Genomic DNA, 14,297 nt, shown 5'->3' with positions numbered 1-14,297 from the left:
GCTGCCCGCAAACCCTGACGCGGCGGCCCGCTCCCTGCGCGACGCCCTGAACATCACTCCGGCGCCGCTGTCGCCGCGATCATCGCCGACTCCGGCGGCCGCGCTGACCGCCGCGGCGCCACCGTCATCTCCGTCGACGCGGCAGGCGTGGCGCCCCTCCGGGTGACGGAGCACGGCGGCAAACGGCAGGAGGAGACCTTCACCGACCTCATCGCCGCGGCAGCCGGGATCATCCTCGGCCAGCGCGGCCGTGGCGCCCCGGTCGCGGTCCTGCGCGGCAGCGCGTACGAGACCAGTGACGAGGGCGTGGCCGCGATGCTCCATCACCGGCCGTGAAGCTCGTAACCATGACGCTCGCCAGAGCCGCCGTACTCCAGCCCTCTGCTCGTCATGCACACAACAGCCGAGACGCCGCATGGTGCTGGCTTACGGCTCCCGTGCTGGGATGGTGCTGGGATGACCGGCCCGAGAGAGGTGTTTACACAGGTCACAGCGCTGTGTCCGACGTTCCGCTTCAACGTGTAGCCGTCTCGGTACCGCAGGTGAGATAGCTTCGCCCAACGGGCAGGTCAGAAGGGGTGGGACTTGGGTGAGTCCGACCCCTTCTGCGTTGTCGTGCTGACTTTTCGGCTATGGCGAGGCGGTGTGAGCCTGTTGAGGTCCAGGCTGATCGAAGAAGGCAGCGGGCGCTGCAGGATGCCTCGGAAGACACCGGCGGGCGCGTAGGCGCCAGTCGGTTCGTCGAGCTCGTAGTCGTGGACGACGGGTGCGCCGTCCTCGTCCTCGATGCAGCAGCAGTGCGGGACGCCGGCATCTGCGTACGTGCGGAGTCCTGCTGTGCGATCGCGATGGGCGGATTCGCAGGGGACGGCTCCCACGACGAGCTTCACGTCCTCCGGGGCGTAGCAGGTGCGGCCGGTCCGTAGCCCGGAGCCGGATACGGTGCCGGTTCCGTCACCCAGCCCGCCACCAGGACCAGCCGGGACTCGCGGTCGGTGGCGAGGAAACCGAAGGGGCGATCGAAGGCGACCCTGACGACCGTCGTCTCGTAGCGGTACGACGGGACCCCGCCGGCCGGTGCCGGCATGGCCGCCGTGACCGCCGCCGCCCGGAAACCGAGCGCGCCGAACTGGGCCACCGCCGACTGGCGTGCCTCTCCGACGGCCAGCGGGTGGGGGCTCACCCCCGGGAAATGGCCGGCCCGGGTGTCCGTCGCCGTCGCGAGGCCGAACAGGGCGGGCCTGGCGAGCAGGTCGTGGTCGGCCCGTACCTCGTACGACACGGTCGTCACGTCCAGCGTCCTCGGTTCCGGCTCGGCTGCCGGCTGCTGCTCCACGTGCAGGCCCGGGCCCACGTGCCCGTGCGGCAGCCCGCCACCCCCGGTGAGCGGCAGGCCGCGTTCCACCACGCCCACGCCGGCCGCCAGCACCTGACCCGGTGTCATCCGCTCCTCGCCGAGCACCAGGTGGACGTCGATGCCGTGGTCCCCGGGCACCGTCAGTGCGGTGACGAAGCCGTCCGGGGTGCCCGCCACCCCGACGCGGTCCGGCCGGACGCTGCGCCGGCGCAGTCCGCGCAGGGTACGGCCCTGCCAGGGCCCGGCGGCGGGCCGCAGCGGCAGTTCCGTGAAGGGCTGGCGCCAGTTCGTGCGCAGCGTGAGCGCGGTGGCCAGCACCATCCGCGCCTCCCGGGTCAGCGTCACCGGCATGCGCTCGACCAGCCCGCCGGTCCGCTCGGCCGCCCAGCCGTCCAGCCGCTCCCGCGCGGTGACCAGGTCGTCCCCGAAGACGCCGTGGGTGCCGGCGGGCAGCCCGGCCCGCCACTCCTCGCGCAGGGGCAGGGCGTGGTGCGCCCACAGGCCGAGCGCCGCCTCCAGACCGGACACCGACGCGAGCCCTGCCAGCAACTCCCGTGCCGCGCCGGCCGCCTGCTCGGCGGGGACGCCCAGCGCGCCGGCCAGTTCCGCCCGCGCCGGGCCGGCCGCGCCGTCGGCGAGGAAGGCCAGCAGGGGCCAGACCCCGGTCGCGGAGAAGACCGCGCCGTCGTGCGCGGTCGCCGCCCATCGGGCCGTGAGCCCGTTCACCGCACGGACGACCTTCTCACCCACCCGGCCGTCCGGCCTGGTCCCCGCCCCCATCGCGCCCCCGTTCGTGTCCCGCTCATCATGCGTCCGGCTCATCGCGCCGGTCCGGCCACCGGCCTGCCACCGGGGTGCGCTGTCACCGCCCCGCCCCTGGAGCACGGTACCGGTGTCCCTGTCCGCACCTCCCGGCCTCCGCCGGTCACACCGTCCGCGCGAGCGGGGCCGCACGTCTTGGTGGAAGGCGCGCTGACACTCGCAACTGGCTGGCACCGCACCGTAGTTGATGGTTGCCGGCCGCGCATGGAGGGCGCTGCGTCACCGGCTCCCGCCTCGTCGTGCCGTCCTCGGTGATCGTCGTGCGGGCCGGTCTCCTGGTGTGAGCCCGCCCGTCCGGGGGAGGAAGTGCCTGGGTAAAGCGCTCCCCAGCCGTTTGTCATCACATCGAGTGATTCTCTGGCCTTCGCTTGCACGGCGGAACCGCGGGTTGCCAGGCTCTTGCTGTCTGTACAACCTGATGGGAGCGGCCAGTGACTTTCGGTGAACAGCCGGCGTACCTGCGTGTCGCGGGTGATCTCCGCAAGAAGATCGTCGACGGTTCACTCCCGCCCCATACCCGGCTCCCCTCCCAGGCCCGCATCCGCGAGGAGTACGGCGTCTCGGACACGGTCGCGCTGGAGGCACGCAAGGTGCTGATGGCCGAGGGGCTGGTCGAGGGCCGCTCGGGTTCGGGGACGTACGTGCGTGAGCGGCCCGTGCCCCGGCAGGTGGCCCGTTCCGGATTCCGTCCGGCCGGCGGCGCCACGGCCTTCCGGCAGGAGCAGGCCGACGCCGCCGTGCGAGGCACCTGGGAGTCCAGCAGCGAACAGGCCGAGGCCGGCGCGGCGCTCGCCGACCGGCTCGCGATCCAGCCCGGAGACGGGGTCATGCGTACCAAGTACCTCTTCCGGCAGGCCGGCGAGCCGATGATGCTCTCCACCTCCTGGGAGCCTCTCGCGGTCACCGGCCGCACGCCGGTGATGCTCCCCGAGGAGGGGCCCCTGGGCGGGATGGGCGTGGTCGAGCGCATGCGGGCCATCGACGTCATCGTGGACAACGTCACGGAGGAGGTCGGCGCCCGGCCCGGCCTCGCCGAGGAGCTGCACCTGCTCGGCGGGGTACCCGGGCATGTCGTCCTGGTCGTCCAGCGCACGTACTACGCCTCGGGCCGCCCGGTCGAGACCGCCGACGTGGTGATCCCGGCCGACCGCTACCGGGTCGCGTACCACCTGCCCGTGAAGTGACCAGCGGGGTAGGGCCGTTCCCGCGGCGGGCCGTCATGGTGACGGGCCGCGTGACCGGCCGCCGTGGTGACCGGTCGCAGTGGTGACGGGCCGCCGGGCGTACGGCGTGTGCGCCGCCGGGTGAGGTAGCGCACACTCCGGCGCGCCGGCGGGTGGATGCCGCGCCCTCCCCTGCCGTCACCGGCGGCCGTGAGTCCGCAGGGATCCGGCCGTCCTCGCAGGTGGCCCGGGGCCGCCGACACGGCCCCACCCCTGGGCGGCGGTGTTCGCGACGGCGCGTTCGCCCCCGTGCGCCCCCGGCGGTTCTGGCTGGTTGCGTACCTCTTTGTGAAAAGTCGTATGCGCAGCGTGAAGGTAGGGCGTACGCTCGGGCATATGCGGATTGCGGTTTCCTTAGGCGGTGCGCGACGGGGGCCCGAGAGCGCAGCCGAACGTGGGGGAGGGCGGGGCGGTGCGAGAAGGAACGCGGGCGGAGGGGGCCATGAGTGAGGGCACGGTCTCACTGCCCTGGATCGTGATACGGCAGGACGACAACGGCAACCGCTACCGCGTCGGCCGGTACGCGACCCGCGCGGAAGCGCAGAAGATCGCCGACAGCTTCGGCGACCGGGGGCACAAGCAGCTGTACTGGGTCGAGCGCATCGGCCAGAACGGCGACGGCGCGCACAACTGACCGTCCGCGCGCTGACGTAGGCTCCCCTCCATGACGCGCACGCCGCCCGGGACGGAACGGATCGTCGTGGTGGGAGCCGCCCTGTTCGACGGCGGCCGGCTGCTCGCCGCGCGCCGCAGTGCGCCCGCCGATCTGGCCGGGCGCTGGGAGCTGCCCGGCGGCAAGGTGGAGCCGGGTGAGCGGCCCGAGGACGCCCTGGTGCGCGAACTGCGCGAGGAACTGGGCATCGACGCCGAGACCGTCCGGCGGGTGCCGGGGGAGTGGACGCTGCGCGAGCCGTACGTCCTGTGGGTGTGGACCGCCCGCCTGCGCCCCGGCTCGCCCGGGCCCCGTCCCCTCCAGGACCATGACGAGCTGCGCTGGCTGACCCCGGCCCAGCTCTGGGACGTCCCCTGGCTGGACCAGGACGTCCCGGCGGTCCGGGAGACCGCAGGACTCGCACCGCCCGAGCCCGCCGGTGCGGCCGCGTCCGGGCCGGCCGAGTCCGCGGATGTCGCCGTCTCGGGGCCGGCTGGCTCCGCCGGTACGGCTGCCTCCGGGTCGACGGGGCCTGTCGACGCGGCCACCTCCGGGTCGGCCGAGCCCACGGATGCGGCCGCCTCCCGGCCGACGGACTCCGCCCATGGGGAAGCCTCCTCGCCGGACGGGTCCACCGACGGGCCGTCCTGGCCCGACCGCTCCTCATTCGGGCCGGTCGAGTCTGCCGACGGGTCCGTCTTTCCGTCAGGTGGGTCCGTCGACGGGTCCGTCTTCCCGTCGGGCGGGTCCGTCGACTGGTCCTTCTCCCCCTCGGCGGGTCCGTCGGCGGGCCCGCGTCGTCGCGCGCCCGGTCCGCCGGTGGGTCCGGCCGGGCCGGGACCGCAGGGGGCGTAGTGCCCGCGCGGAGTGCCGGATGCCGCCGCCCTCGAAGCACGCGGCGCTCGCGCCGGTCCCGCGGAGCGCCGCATACGCCGTTCGTGCCACAGTGCGCCCTCACGCGCGGTACTGCCCGCCGGATATCGGGTATGTGCCCATTAACCCCATGAAAACGGACATGGGCGGGCTCTGTTGGCCGGGGAAGTGATCGGCGTGATCGACACCGACGGTGACCGCGCCGAGTGGTCCTTCCCCGCGGAACCGGGCGCCGTGCGCAATGCCCGCGCGGCCGTCCGGGGCCAGCTGCGCGGCTGGGACCTCGACTGTCTGGCCGACCTCGCGGCGCTGCTGGTCAGTGAGCTGGTCACCAACTCCCTGCGGCATGCCACCGGCCCCATCGGGGTGCGGCTGGTCCGTCCCGCCGCACTGGGCGACACGCTGCGGGTGGAGGTCTCCGACCCGCTCCCCGACCCGCCGCGGGAGCGCATCGCCCGGCCGGAGGACGAGAGCGGGCGCGGCCTGCAACTCGTCGCCGGATCCTCACGCCGCTGGGGCACCCGGCCCGGCGTCGGCGGAAAGACCGTCTGGTTCGAACTGGCGGTGCCCGGGTGAGGCGGCGGCCGTGGGCGCACGGGGGTGTACAGCCGCCGGTGCGACGTCCAGGTGCGCGCCGGGCACGCGCCCGGTCCCGGGTGGGTGATTCGGCGGCGTGTTCCCTGGTTAGAAGAGTGGAAGTGTTGTCACGGACCGGTCCGAAAAACACCTGGACCGTGCTGTGATCGTGAACACCGTGTCGTGCGGCGCCGTAGTGCTGGATACTGCGGGCAGCCGCCCCTGGTGACCGGTGCCGGGTGCGGTGAGCTGGAGGGGACGGTTCGCGTGAGCGAGATACCAGCGAAGGCCACGGAGTCCGAGGACCCGTCGGACGGCGCGAGGAACCAGGCCGCGGAGGCGGCCGCGGCACCCGGCGACGCCATGTGGCAGAGCAGTCCGCCCGGTTCGATCTACGACTACATCAAGGTCGCGTCCTTCTCCATCAGTCCCGGCGGGCTGGTCGAACAGTGGAGCCTGCGCGCCGAGCAGCTCTTCGGCATCCCCGCCGCACGCGCCGTCGGCATGGACCCCATCGAGGCGTTCATCGACCCCGACCTGCGCGACCGCGGCCAGCGGAAGATGGCCGAAATTCTCGACGGGCGCGAGTGGACCGGTGTGGTGCCCTTCCGGATGCCGGACCTGCCGGACGGGACGCGCGGCGAGGAGGGGCTGGCCGAGGTCTACGTGATGCCCACCCGTACCGCCGAGGGCGACAAGGCCGCCGTCTGCATCGTCGTGGACGTCCGCACGCTCCGCAGCATCGAGACCGATCTCGCCGCCTCGCAGGCGATATTCGGTCAGTCTCCGTTCGGTTTCCTGCTGATCGACGACGACCTGAGGGTCCGTCGGGCCAACCACCGTTTCGCCTCCATCTTCGGCGGGACCCCGGACGACCACCGGGGCAGGGTGGTCCACGACTATCTGCCGCGCGCCGAGGCCGAGCGGGTCTCGGCCACCCTGCGGCGGGTCCTGGAGACCGGCGAGTCGATCACCGACATGCACGTCACCGGGTTCGTCCCGGGCTCCGAGGAACGCCGGCACTGGTCCATCAACCTCTACCGCGTGCACAGCGGCAGCGGCCGGCCCATCGGTATCGCCTGGCTCGGCACCGACATCACCGCCCGCCGTGAGGCCGCCCGTGAGGCCGCCGCCGCCCGGCGCAATCTCGCCCTGCTCAACGACGCCGGCGCGCGCATAGGCAACTCCCTCGACCTGGAGACGACGGCCCGTGAACTCCTCGACGTCGTCGTTCCCGGCTTCTGCGACCTCGCCACCGTCGACCTCTACCAGGGTCTGCTGACCGGGGACGAGGCCCCGCCCGGCCTCGCCGACGGCAGCGCCGAGATGCGGCGAGTCGCCTTCGCCAGTGCCGTCTCCGGCGCCCCCTTCACCAGCTCGGGGCAACCCGTCGAGGTCGGCGCGGTCCACCACTTCCCCTTCAGCTCGCCCTGCGCGGACGCCCTGCGCACCGCCCGCCCCCAGCGCGTGCCCGCGGAGGAGGGCGGACTCGTGCAGTCCACGCTGGCCGTGCCGATGGTCGCCCACGACACGGTCGTCGGCATCGCCCAGTTCGCCCGGACCAAGGGCAGCGAGCCGTTCGGCGACCGGGACCGGGACCTGGCGGTGGAGCTGGCCGCACGGGCCGCGGTCTGCATCGACAACGCGCGCCTGTACCGGCGGGAGCACGAAAGGGCGCTGATACTGCAACGGTCGCTGCTCCCGCCCGGCGACCCCGAGGCGTCCGGTCTGGACATCGCCTGCCGCTATCTGCCCGGCAACGCGGCCACCGAGGTGGGCGGGGACTGGTTCGACGTCATCGAACTGCCGGGTCACCGCACGGCGTTGGTCGTGGGGGACGTGATGGGGCGGGGGCTGCGCGCGGCCGTGGCGATGGGCGAACTCCGTACGGCCGTACGCACTCTGGCCCTGCTGGACCTGGAACCGGCCGAGGTCCTCTCGGCGTTGGACGAGATCGCGCGGGGGCTCGGCACGCCGGGCGGGGTCCAGCAGGCCACCCGCACCGCCCGCCAGCCCCGGGACGCCGACCTCTCCGAGGTGTACCTCGCGACCTGCGTGTACGCCGTCTACGACTCCGTGACCAGGCGCTGCACGTTCGCCAACGCCGGCCATCTGCCGCCGGTCCTGGTCGAGCCCGGCGAGACGGCCCTGATGCTGGACGTGCCGCCGGGGATGCCGCTCGGTGTGGGCGGCGAGCCCTTCGAGGAGGTCGAGGTCGAACTCCCCGAGGGCGCGCTCCTCGCGCTGTACACCGACGGCCTCGTCGAGTCCCGCCACCACCCGCTGGACGAGGGCCTCCAGGCTTTCGTCGGCGCGCTCACCGACCCTTCCCGCCCCCTGGAGGACGTCTGCGACCACGTCCTGAGCACGCTCGACACCCATCACGGCGAGGACGACATCGCGCTGCTGATGGCCCGCGTGCAGGGACTGCCCGAGGAGTCCGTCGGCGACTGGACGCTGCCGCGCGAGCCGCGCAGTGTCGGGCGGGCCCGGGAGTACGCCCGCGGCAAGCTCGCCGACTGGGGCCTGGAGCCGCTGATCGACACGACGGAGCTCCTGGTGAGCGAGCTGGTGACGAACGCGCTGCGGTACGGCGAGGGGGACATCAGGCTGCGGCTGCTGCTGGACCGCACGCTGGTCTGCGAGGTCTGGGACTCCGGGCTGGTCCAGCCACGCAGACGACGGGCCCGGGACACCGACGAGGGCGGACGGGGACTGCAACTCGTCGGGCTGCTCAGCGCCGCCTGGGGCTCCCGCCGGACACCGCGCGGCAAGACGGTGTGGTTCGAGCTGCCCCTGCCGGGCGGCGAGGGGACCCTCACGGACCCGGCGGAGGCTCTGCTGAGCCTCTTCTGACGACACCCCGGCCGGCCTACCGGTCCGGCATCGATCCACTCGGACATCACTGGGGCTGTGCGGGCCGGCCGGGGACGGGCGCGAGGCGGCGGAGCCGCGTTCTCGCGCGGCGGTCGGGACCCGTCGGGAGGCAGCGGGTGCGCGACCGGGCGGGACCGGGCCACGGCATCCAAGGCGCGAACCGGCACCGTGCCGGTATGCGGACCTCTTCGGCGGGTCCGCCCAGGCGGACCGGAACCGGCGCGGCGCCGGGTGGGTCACAGATGGTGGCGGGAGCGGGTGAGGGGGCCGCCGTAGCCGGCCGGGGGTCCGCCGTCCGCGTCCTCGGCCAGCAGGATGCCGCCCAGCACGGCACCGGCGAGACCGGCCGCCTCCCCTTCGGCACCGGCGTACGGGCTGCCGTACGCCCGGACATCCCGCTCGCCCAGCTCCCGTGCCGCCCGGGCCACCGAGTCGGCCCGGGAGGCACGGCCCGCGCCCAGCTCCCGCACCGCCTCCGCCAGCCGGGCCCGGGCCCGCGCGCCCACCGCTCCCCGGTGCGCCGCCACGAACTCCTCCGCCCCGGCGACGGAACACCGCGCCACGAGCAGCGTCGCGCCGCCCAGCGCACCGGACCGCGCCCCGCCCAGCCGCTCCACCGTCCGGCCGATCCGGCGCAGGGCGTCCAGCGGGTCGTACGGTCCACCGGTCAATTCCTCGCGGACCGCCGCCAGCACGCCGTCCGCGTGGGCGAGGCGGGCGCGCGGCTCGTCCCGGGCCGGCGAGGCCGGCTCACCGCCCCGGACCGCCGCCAGCTCCGCCTCCGCGCCGGTCAGCTCGGCCGGCACCAGTCCGGCCGCCTCCCGCAGCTGCGCCGCGAGCCGCTCCACCGCGCCCACCAGGATCTCCGCCTGGGCCACCGCGCCCTCCCCGGCACGCAGGTGCCGGGCGGTCCGTTCCCCGTCGTCCAGGTCCGCGGCCCGGCGGGCCTCGTTGAGCCGGGCCGTGGCGAACACCAGCCGGTCCTTGGCCTGTTCGACGTACCCGGCGGCGGGTGCCGAGGCGGTGGACGCGTAGCGCTCCCGGAGCGCGGTCAGGGTCTCCTGCGCGGTCACCGTCCGGGCCGCCGCTTCCCGGAACCGTCCCTCGGCCACCTCCAGCGCCGCACCGGCGCCCCCGCGTCCAGCGGCCCCCGGCCCGACCGCCTCCGCCCCACGCACCACCGCAGGAGGATCCGTCCCCGGCCCGCCGAGTCCGCGCAGCCCGTCCAGCGCCTCCGCCTCCGCGTCCAGGCGGCGGCCGGCCTCCGCGCAGCGGCCGATCACGCCCACCAGGGCCTGCCGCCGGGAGCCCGCGTCCTCCGGGACGCCCTCCTCGTAGCGCCGCCAGATCGCGAACGCGGCCGACAGCTCGGTCTCGGCGGCCCGCAGCGCGCGCGTGAACGGTTCCGTCCGGTCCTCCCCGAACAGGTCTGCGACGAAGGACAGTTCCTCCCGGCTGGTCCGCACGCACTCGTCGGCCAGGAGCAGTGCCGCCCGGGCCTGCCGTTCGGAGTCGTCGCGGGTGGGCGCGGGCGGTCGCGGGGAGACCGTTCCGGGGGTCGTCCGGGTGCGGGCGCGCCGGGTGCGGCGCAGGTAGCTGTAGCCGGCCAGGGACACGGCCGTGACCCCGGCGACGAGCGGCAGCACGAGGTCGGCCGAGGACGTCTCGTCCTGCCGTGCGGCGGCACCGGCCACCGGGCCGGCCGCGGCCGCGGGAACCGGATCGTGCGCCTCCGTCGTCATCACCGGCGACACGAGCCACGCGGCCCCGGCCAGGCCGCCCAGCACCGCATGCGCCACCCGCACCCTGGTGCGCGCCGTGGCACGCCGGGGTCGGCGCCGCATCAGGGAGGACGTCACCTTTCGGAGCGTATGGGCAGGTCGGTGGCTCCGCGACCGGTACGGGGGCGGGTGGGGGACCAGGCGGACAGGGGGACGCGATGGACGGACACCGGGACGGTCAGGGCGGCGAGGACCGGCGTGATCACGCCATGGACGGGGACTCCCGGGCCGACGCCGGCCAGGACGCGGCCCCTCAGGCCCGCCCGCGCCGGGCGGACGAACCCCGGGCCGGCGAAACCAAGACTCCCGACACCCCCGGGGCCCTCGACACCACCCCCGACGCCCCCGACCCCGCGCACCCCCCGGCGGCCCCGCGGAGCCCGTCCCGTTCGTGGCGGCGCCGGGTGGTCCGCCGTGTCTGCGCCGCCCTCGTCCTCCTCCTGCTCCCGGTCCTCACCGCCGAGACGGCCCTTCGGCTCAACTACACCGGCGACCCGGCCCCCGGCACCCGCACCCGGCACCACGACGCCCTGTGGCTGGGACACGCCTGGGTGGACGGGCGGAAGAGCGGGAAGGACGTCACGGCGCTGGCCGCGCGGCTGCGGAGCGGCGGGATCCGGGATCTGTACGTGCACTCGGGACCGCTGGAGCACGACGGCACGTTGCCCCCGGCGGCCTACCGGAAGGCCCGGTGGCTGATCGGGGCCCTGCACCGGGAACTGCCCGGCGTCCGGGTCCAGGCCTGGCTCGGCGACACGCTGGCCAGTGAGAGCCCGGACGGGCTGCGGCTGGAGCGGCCGGCGACGCGGGCCGCGATCGCCGCCTCCACCCGCCGGATCCTCGACGCCGGCTTCGAGGGCGCCCACTTCGACCTGGAGCCCCTCCACTCGGGCGACCGTGACTATCTGCGCCTCCTCGACGACCTGCGGGTCCTGACCCGCTCCCGGCACGCGCTGCTCTCCGTCGCCGCCCACCAGATCGACCCGCTGCCCGCCTTCCACTCCTTCTGGGGTGCGACGACCGGCCACCCCAAGTGGTGGTCGCAGTCGTACTTCGGGCAGGTGGCACGCCGGGTGGACCAGATCGCCGTGATGTCGTACGACACCATGCAGCCGATGGCGAGCCTGTACGGCGGCTATGTGGCCCAGCAGACGGCTCTCGCCCTGGAGGTCACCCCGAGGACCACCGACCTCCTGATGGGCCTGCCCTTCTTCCACGACAACCGCTTCGGCCACCGGGCCCGCGCGGAGACGGTCCCGGCCGCCGTACGGGGCGTCCGGCTCGGACTGTCCCGCACCGACGCCGGCCGCGTCCGTTTCGGCGTCGCCCTGTACGTCGACTTCGCGGCGACGGAGGCGGACTGGCGGGCCTACCAGGAGGAATGGGCCGGCTGATCCGGGGCTCGCCGGAACGCTCACGGCTTCAGGGGGACCGCCTGCGGATCTTCGAGCCCAGCCACACCAGTGGGTCGTACTTGCGGTCGGCGGCCCGTTCCTTCAGCGGGATCAGTGCGTTGTCCGTGATCCGGATGCCCTCGGGGCAGACCTCTGTGCAGCACTTGGTGATGTTGCAGTACCCGAGGCCGTGGTCGTCCTGGGCCGTGCGCGCGCGGTCCAGGCCGGTGTCGGCCGCCGCGTCCAGGGGATGCATGTCGAGTTCGGCGACGCGCATCAGGAAGCGCGGGCCGGCGAACGCCGTCTTGTTCTCCTCGTGGTCGCGCACGACGTGGCAGGTGTTCTGGCACAGGAAGCACTCGATGCACTTGCGGAACTCCTGCGAGCGGTCCACGTCCTCCTGCATCATGCGGTACTCGCCGGGCCCCACCCCGGCGGGCGGGACGAACGCCGGGACCTCCCGCGCCTTCTGGTAGTTGAAGCCGACGTCGGTCACCAGGTCCCGGATCACCGGGAACGCGCGGAGGGGGGTCACCGTGATCGTCTCCGAGCGGTCGAAGACCGACATGCGGGTCATGCACAGCAGCCGCGGCCGGCCGTTGATCTCCGCCGAGCACGAACCGCACTTGCCCGCCTTGCAGTTCCAGCGCACGGCCAGGTCGGGTGCCTGGGTGGCCTGGAGCCGGTGGACGATGTCCAGGACCACCTCGCCGTCGTTCACCTCGACCGTGTAGTCCGTCAGGCCGCCGCCCCGTTCGTCGCCCCGCCACACCCTGAAGCGGGCCTCGTAGCTGCTCACTCGTACAGCTCCTCCTCGGCGAGGTACTTGACCAGCTCCTCCTTCTCGAAGAGGGCGAGCAGGTCCGGGCGGATGGGTTCGGTTCTCTCGCGGGTCAGCCGGATCTGTCCCCGGGCGGGGTCGGCCGCCGCGAGGCCGCCGGTGGGGTCGGCGAGGGCGCACAACAGGTTCACGTTGCGCCAGGCGCGGTCCATCGCCGGATGGTCCTCCCGGGTGTGCCCGCCGCGCGACTCGGTGCGTTCCAGCGCGGACCGGGCCACGCACTCGCTGACCAGCAGCATGTTCCTGAGGTCCAGGGCGAGGTGCCAGCCGGGGTTGAACTGGCGGTGGCCCTCGACGCCGGCCCTGCGGGCCCGGGCCCGCAGTTCGGCCAGCCGGTGCAGGGCCTGTTCCATCTCGCCCTCGCGGCGGATGATGCCGACCAGGTCGTTCATGGTCTGCTGGAGTTCCTGGTGCAAGGCGTAGGGGTTCTCCGGCGCGTCCGTGCCGCTCTGGGTCTCCGCGGAGAAGGGGCGCAGGGCCTCCGCCGCGGCCGTGTCGACCTGGGCGTCGTCCACGGGCGGACGCCGGTCGGCCAGCCCCTGCGCGTACTCCGCCGCGTACCGGCCGGCCCGGCGGCCGAACACCAGCAGGTCGGAGAGGGAGTTGCCGCCGAGCCGGTTGGAGCCGTGCATGCCGCCGGCCACCTCACCGGCCGCGTACAGCCCCGGCACCCCGCGGGCCGCCGCCGTGTCGGAGTCGACGGCGATGCCGCCCATCACGTAGTGGCAGGTCGGCCCGACCTCCATCGCCTCGGCCGTGATGTCGACGTCGGCCAGCTCCTTGAACTGGTGGTACATCGACGGCAGCCGGCGCCGGATCACCTCGGCGGGCATCCGCGTCGACACGTCCAGGAACACCCCGCCGTGCGGGGAGCCCCGGCCCGCCTTCACCTCGGCGTTGATCGCCCGGGCCACCTCGTCGCGGGGGAGCAGTTCGGGGGGCCGGCGGTTGTCGTCCGGGTTCTCGTACCACCGGTCGGCCTCGTCCTCCGCCTCGGCGTACTTGTCCTTGAAGACGTCCGGGACGTAGTCGAACATGAACCGTCTGCCGTCGGAGTTCCTGAGCACCCCGCCGTCCCCGCGCACGGACTCGGTGACGAGGATGCCCTTCACCGACGGCGGCCAGACCATACCCGTCGGGTGGAACTGCACGAACTCCATGTTCAGCAGGGGCGCGCCCGCCAGGAGCGCCAGCGCGTGCCCGTCGCCGGTGTACTCCCAGGAGTTCGACGTGACCTTGAACGACTTGCCGATGCCGCCGGTCGCGAGGACCACGGCGGGCGCCCTGAGGACGAGGAAGCGGCCGGTCTCCCGCTCGTACGCGAAGACTCCCGAGACCCGGTTGCCGTCCTTGAGGACGCGGGTGACCGTGCACTCCTGGAAGACCTTCAGCCGGGACTCGTGGTCCCCGGTGGCGGCGAAGTCCTCCTGCTGCAGCGCGACGGTCTTCTGCTGGAGGGTGCGGATCAGCTCCAGGCCGGTGCGGTCGCCGACGTGGGCCAGCCGCGGGTACTCGTGCCCGCCGAAGTTGCGCTGCGAGATGCGGCCGTCCTTCGTCCGGTCGAACAGCGCGCCCCAGGTCTCCAGCTCCCACACCCGGTCCGGGGCCTCCTGCGCGTGCAGCTCGGCCATCCGCCACTGGTTGAGGAACTTGCCGCCGCGCATGGTGTCGCGGAAGTGGACCTGCCAGGTGTCGTGCTCGTTGGCGTTGGCCATCGCCGCCGCGATACCGCCCTCGGCCATCACCGTGTGCGCCTTGCCGAACAGGGATTTGCAGATCACGGCCGTACGGGCGCCCCGCTCGCGTGCCTCGATCGCGGCCCGCAGTCCCGCGCCGCCGGCACCGACCACGACGACGTCCCACTCCTGCCGGTCCACCACGGACATCAGTTCAGTTCCCTC

General features: G+C 73.9%; 10 protein-coding genes and 2 pseudogenes. 7 read left to right on the top strand and 5 right to left on the bottom strand.

Translation table 11 applies throughout. The features are described from left to right. The first annotated feature begins 78 nt into the window (after positions 1-78). Positions 79-336 carry a coenzyme F420-0:L-glutamate ligase gene (locus tag ACGFT1_RS11805; RefSeq protein WP_373909212.1) on the top strand — a complete coding sequence of 86 codons (258 nt, stop codon included), beginning with the start codon at positions 79-81 and terminating at the stop codon, positions 334-336. A 296-nt stretch (positions 337-632) separates the two neighbouring features. On the opposite strand, the pseudogene ACGFT1_RS11800 reads toward ACGFT1_RS11805, so the two are convergent. Beyond that, positions 633-914: pseudogene (locus tag ACGFT1_RS11800) on the bottom strand (Uma2 family endonuclease); the annotation flags it as partial. Then, positions 887-2,137: a serpin family protein gene (locus tag ACGFT1_RS11795; protein WP_373909211.1), complete on the bottom strand. Its 1,251-nt coding sequence runs from the start codon at positions 2,135-2,137 to the stop codon at positions 887-889. The pseudogene ACGFT1_RS11800 and the gene ACGFT1_RS11795, both read right to left, overlap by 28 nt. Before the next feature lie 473 nt (positions 2,138-2,610). Here ACGFT1_RS11795 and ACGFT1_RS11790 point away from each other — a divergent pair, with 473 nt between their 5' ends. The 5 genes and pseudogenes from ACGFT1_RS11790 (at position 2,611) to ACGFT1_RS11770 (ending at position 8,359) form a co-directional block, all read left to right on the top strand. Then, on the top strand, positions 2,611-3,363 hold the full coding sequence (locus tag ACGFT1_RS11790) for a GntR family transcriptional regulator (protein ID WP_373908839.1): 753 nt from the start codon (positions 2,611-2,613) through the stop codon (positions 3,361-3,363). Positions 3,364-3,844: 481 nt separating this feature from the next. After that, complete coding sequence (locus tag ACGFT1_RS11785; protein WP_373908838.1) at positions 3,845-4,036, top strand: SPOR domain-containing protein; 192 nt, start codon at positions 3,845-3,847, stop codon at positions 4,034-4,036. Between the two features lie 30 nt (positions 4,037-4,066). Further along, positions 4,067-4,501: pseudogene (locus tag ACGFT1_RS11780) on the top strand ((deoxy)nucleoside triphosphate pyrophosphohydrolase); the annotation flags it as partial. 594 nt (positions 4,502-5,095) lie between these two features. Continuing rightward, complete coding sequence (locus tag ACGFT1_RS11775; protein WP_373909210.1) at positions 5,096-5,503, top strand: ATP-binding protein; 408 nt, start codon at positions 5,096-5,098, stop codon at positions 5,501-5,503. 267 nt (positions 5,504-5,770) lie between these two features. After that, positions 5,771-8,359, top strand: coding sequence for a SpoIIE family protein phosphatase (locus tag ACGFT1_RS11770; RefSeq protein ID WP_373908837.1), 2,589 nt, complete (start codon positions 5,771-5,773; stop codon positions 8,357-8,359). A gap of 257 nt (positions 8,360-8,616) precedes the next feature. Here ACGFT1_RS11770 and ACGFT1_RS11765 read toward each other — a convergent pair whose 3' ends face one another. Further along, complete coding sequence (locus ACGFT1_RS11765) at positions 8,617-10,239, bottom strand: hypothetical protein (RefSeq protein ID WP_373908836.1); 1,623 nt, start codon at positions 10,237-10,239, stop codon at positions 8,617-8,619. An 80-nt stretch (positions 10,240-10,319) separates the two neighbouring features. Between ACGFT1_RS11765 and ACGFT1_RS11760 the strand changes: the two genes are divergently transcribed. Further along, a complete protein-coding gene (locus ACGFT1_RS11760) occupies positions 10,320-11,555 on the top strand; it encodes a hypothetical protein (protein WP_373908835.1) in 1,236 nt (411 codons plus the stop codon). A gap of 28 nt (positions 11,556-11,583) precedes the next feature. On the opposite strand, the gene ACGFT1_RS11755 is transcribed toward ACGFT1_RS11760, so the two are convergent. Both ACGFT1_RS11755 and ACGFT1_RS11750 read right to left on the bottom strand, forming a co-directional pair. Beyond that, positions 11,584-12,354 carry a succinate dehydrogenase/fumarate reductase iron-sulfur subunit gene (locus ACGFT1_RS11755; protein ID WP_373908834.1) on the bottom strand — a complete coding sequence of 257 codons (771 nt, stop codon included), beginning with the start codon at positions 12,352-12,354 and terminating at the stop codon, positions 11,584-11,586. Continuing rightward, positions 12,351-14,282, bottom strand: coding sequence for a fumarate reductase/succinate dehydrogenase flavoprotein subunit (locus ACGFT1_RS11750; protein WP_373908833.1), 1,932 nt, complete (start codon positions 14,280-14,282; stop codon positions 12,351-12,353). The genes ACGFT1_RS11755 and ACGFT1_RS11750 overlap by 4 nt, the downstream gene beginning before the upstream one ends. Between the last annotated feature and the right edge of the window lie 15 nt (positions 14,283-14,297).

This window comes from Streptomyces sp. Y20 (genome assembly GCF_043195475.1).
Lineage (GTDB): Bacteria > Actinomycetota > Actinomycetes > Streptomycetales > Streptomycetaceae > Streptomyces.
Note: the sequence above shows the minus strand (reverse complement) of the source record. Positions and strands in the feature narration are given on the sequence as shown.

Coding starts and splice junctions, on each gene's coding strand:
- ACGFT1_RS11750 (WP_373908833.1), bottom strand. CDS start 14,282: ATGTCCGTGGTGGACCGGCAGGAGTGGGACGTCGTCGTGGTCGGTGCC.
- ACGFT1_RS11760 (WP_373908835.1), top strand. CDS start 10,320: ATGGACGGACACCGGGACGGTCAGGGCGGCGAGGACCGGCGTGATCAC.
- ACGFT1_RS11785 (WP_373908838.1), top strand. CDS start 3,845: ATGAGTGAGGGCACGGTCTCACTGCCCTGGATCGTGATACGGCAGGAC.
- ACGFT1_RS11795 (WP_373909211.1), bottom strand. CDS start 2,137: ATGGGGGCGGGGACCAGGCCGGACGGCCGGGTGGGTGAGAAGGTCGTC.